This is a genomic window from Pararhizobium sp., assembly GCF_035497515.1.
Classification (GTDB): Bacteria; Pseudomonadota; Alphaproteobacteria; order Rhizobiales; family Rhizobiaceae; genus Pararhizobium.
The window spans coordinates 1-2,757 of sequence record NZ_DATJDJ010000060.1; the positions used below are offsets into that span (position 1 = coordinate 1).

4 protein-coding genes are annotated in these 2,757 nt (G+C 59.2%); 2 read left to right on the top strand and 2 right to left on the bottom strand.

The genetic code is table 11. The features are described from left to right. On the bottom strand, positions 1-378 hold a 378-nt coding region (locus VL202_RS06975), incomplete at its 3' end, for an SDR family NAD(P)-dependent oxidoreductase (RefSeq protein WP_325463409.1). Between the two features lie 170 nt (positions 379-548). Here VL202_RS06975 and gloA point away from each other — a divergent pair. Both gloA and VL202_RS06985 read left to right on the top strand, forming a co-directional pair. Then, positions 549-965 (top strand): lactoylglutathione lyase, encoded by a 417-nt coding sequence (gloA, locus tag VL202_RS06980; RefSeq protein ID WP_325463410.1) that lies wholly within the window; start codon positions 549-551, stop codon positions 963-965. A 15-nt stretch (positions 966-980) separates the two neighbouring features. Continuing rightward, positions 981-1,961: an aldo/keto reductase gene (locus VL202_RS06985; protein ID WP_056333710.1), complete on the top strand. Its 981-nt coding sequence runs from the start codon at positions 981-983 to the stop codon at positions 1,959-1,961. A 96-nt stretch (positions 1,962-2,057) separates the two neighbouring features. Here VL202_RS06985 and VL202_RS06990 read toward each other — a convergent pair. Further along, positions 2,058-2,757, bottom strand: a 700-nt coding sequence (locus VL202_RS06990) for an SMP-30/gluconolactonase/LRE family protein (protein WP_325463411.1), incomplete at its 5' end; no start/stop codon positions are given.

Genomic DNA, 2,757 nt, shown 5'->3' on the forward strand with positions numbered 1-2,757 from the left:
AACCGTGTGATGGATCGTCAGATAGGTGCCGCGCAGGTTGACGGCGATGGTCTTGTCCCACTCGTCGGGCTGAAGATCGTCGATCGGCGCCCATACCCCGTTGATGCCGGCATTGGCAATGACGCAGTCGAGCCGTCCCCAATGCGCAATCACCTGTTCGACAGCCCGTTTCATGTCGGCGTCCAGGCTGACATCGGCCGTCAGTGCCATCGCCTGGCCGCCACTGCCTTCTATTTCCTCTTTCGCCTTGAGTATTTCGCTCTGCGTCCTGCTCAAGACGGCAACCTTCGCGCCACTGGCCGCCATCATCATGGCAGTCGCCTTTCCAATGCCGGAGCCGGCTCCCGTCACCAACACCACTTTGCCTGTCAAATCCATTCGATCCTCCACCACGAGACGTGCGCCAAATTCAGTTATATTCATGCGCAATCTTTGGATGATTTTACATAACAAAACTTTGATTTCCAGTCTAAGTTTTTGTTTTCGATGGATTTTTGTTTTTCACGATCGCCAACAATGGCGATCATCACATGGAAGGAGACAAAACCATGGCCACAGTAGCCTCATCCGCCAAGGCCGCGAGAATCATGCACGCCATGATCCGCGTCGGCGACCTCAAGCGCTCGATCGATTTCTACCAGACGCATTTCGGCATGAGTGTCATCCGCACGATCGACGTGCCGGAAGGTAAATACACCAACGTATTCATCGGCTACGGCGAGGAGAAAACCGATCCGCTGATCGAGCTGACCTACAATTACGGCGTCGAAACCTATGAAAAAGGCAACGGGTTCGGGCATCTCGCCATCGGCGTGCCGGATATCTACGCGGCCTGCGACACCATGCGCAAGGAAGGCGTCAAGATCATCCGCGAGCCCGGGCCTGTGAAATTCGGAACCACCGTCATCGCCTTTGTCGATGATCCGGACGGTTACCGCATCGAGCTCATCCAGGAAAGCAAGTAACTCGGAGTTATGACAATGGAATATACAAAATTGGGCAAGTCGGGGCTGGAGGTCTCGCGCATCTGCTTGGGATGCATGACCTTCGGCGAGCCGGACCGCGGCAATCCCAAATGGACTCTCACGGAAGAGGACAGCCGCCCGCTGATCAAGAAGGCGATCGAACTTGGCGTCAACTTCTTCGATACCGCCAATATCTACTCCAACGGTACGAGCGAAGAGATCGTCGGGCGTGCATTGAAGGACTACGCCAAGCGCGACGAGATCGTGCTCGCGACCAAGATCAACTCGCCGCTGCGTGACGGCCCCAATGCCAAGGGCCTGTCGCGAAAGGCGATCATGCAGGAAATCGATCACAGCCTGCGCCGGCTCGGCACCGATTATGTGGATCTCTATCAGATCCACCGCTGGGACCCGGTGACGCCGATCGAGGAAACCCTCGAAGCGCTTTCCGATCTCGTGAAGATCGGCAAGGTCCGCTATATCGGCGCATCCTCCATGCATGCCTGGAAATTCGCCAAGGCGCTCTACTTGTCGGATCACAAGGGATGGGCGCGCTTCATCTCCATGCAGAACCACTACAACCTGCTGAACCGGGAGGAAGAGCGGGAAATGGTGCCGCTCTGCGCAGCCGAAGGCGTGGGCCTCATTCCCTGGAGCCCGCTTGCACGTGGATTGCTCGCACGCGAAGACGGACATGAATCGCTTCGCAAGGGTACGGACCTTCTGCGTCCGGTGCTTTACGGCGACACGGAAGATGCGGACGGACGGGTCATCAACGCGGTTGCCAATGTTGCCAAGCGTCACGGCGTGCCGCGTGCCCGCATCGCCATCGCCTGGCTGCTGTCCAACCCGGCGGTTGCCGCGCCGATCGTCGGCGTCAGCCGCGAAAGCCAGATCGTCGATGCCGCCGAGGCCGTGTCCATCCGGCTGACGCCGGAAGACCTGACGGAACTGACTGAGCACTACGTACCCCACAAGATCATGGGCTTCGAATAACCGACAAAGGGCGGCCGGATGATCCGGCCGCCCCTTCCATGTCTTGCAAGCTGACAGTGATCAAAAACCGACCCTCAGAGGCCGGCTTCTGTTTCCTCAAATGTCCTCGTCGAACAGCGGTTCAGGCATGCCGGCCACCGGCGCCCTCATCGCAAACAAGCTGCCTGAATGCGGGAACTGCTCCATCTCCTCGGCCGGCCTGCGGCTTCCGGCCGTCGTGACATAGAGGGTTCGCATATCGACACCCCCAAATGCCGGCATGGTCGGGCACTTCACCGGAACCGGATATTCAGCCATCAACTCGCCTCGTGGTGAAAACCGCCGGACGACTGCCGCCCCGAAGATCGCCAGCCAGTAGCAGCCTTCGACATCCATCGTCGCGCCATCCGGGCGAGCGGCGGGATTGTCGGGTATGTCGATCAGCACGCGCGCACCCGCTATGCTTCCGGTCGACCGGTCGAAATCCTGCACGGTCACTTTCGAGGCGGGCGAGTCCACGTGATACATCGTTGCGCCATCCGGCGAGAACGCCAGGCCATTTGATGTCATCAACCCATCCATCAGCGGAGCAAGCCCATCGCTATCGTAGCGATAGAGCTTCGCTTTGTGTTGGCGTGATTCATCGACGGTGCCCACATAAAGACGGCCGTCCGGTCCGACGCGGCCATCATTGAACCGGCTGAACTCGGTTCCCTCGGGGTTGTCGGCGAGCTTTGCACGTTTACGGCCCTGCCCGTCCAGCCGCCAGATGCCCGACCTCAGACCGGCGATGAAGCCGCCACCGCGGCAAAGGCCG

Bases quoted from the DNA above. Each gene is read 5' to 3' on its own strand.
- gloA (WP_325463410.1), top strand. From the start codon at position 549: ATGGCCACAGTAGCCTCATCCGCCAAGGCCGCGAGAATCATGCACGCC.
- VL202_RS06985 (WP_056333710.1), top strand. From the start codon at position 981: ATGGAATATACAAAATTGGGCAAGTCGGGGCTGGAGGTCTCGCGCATC.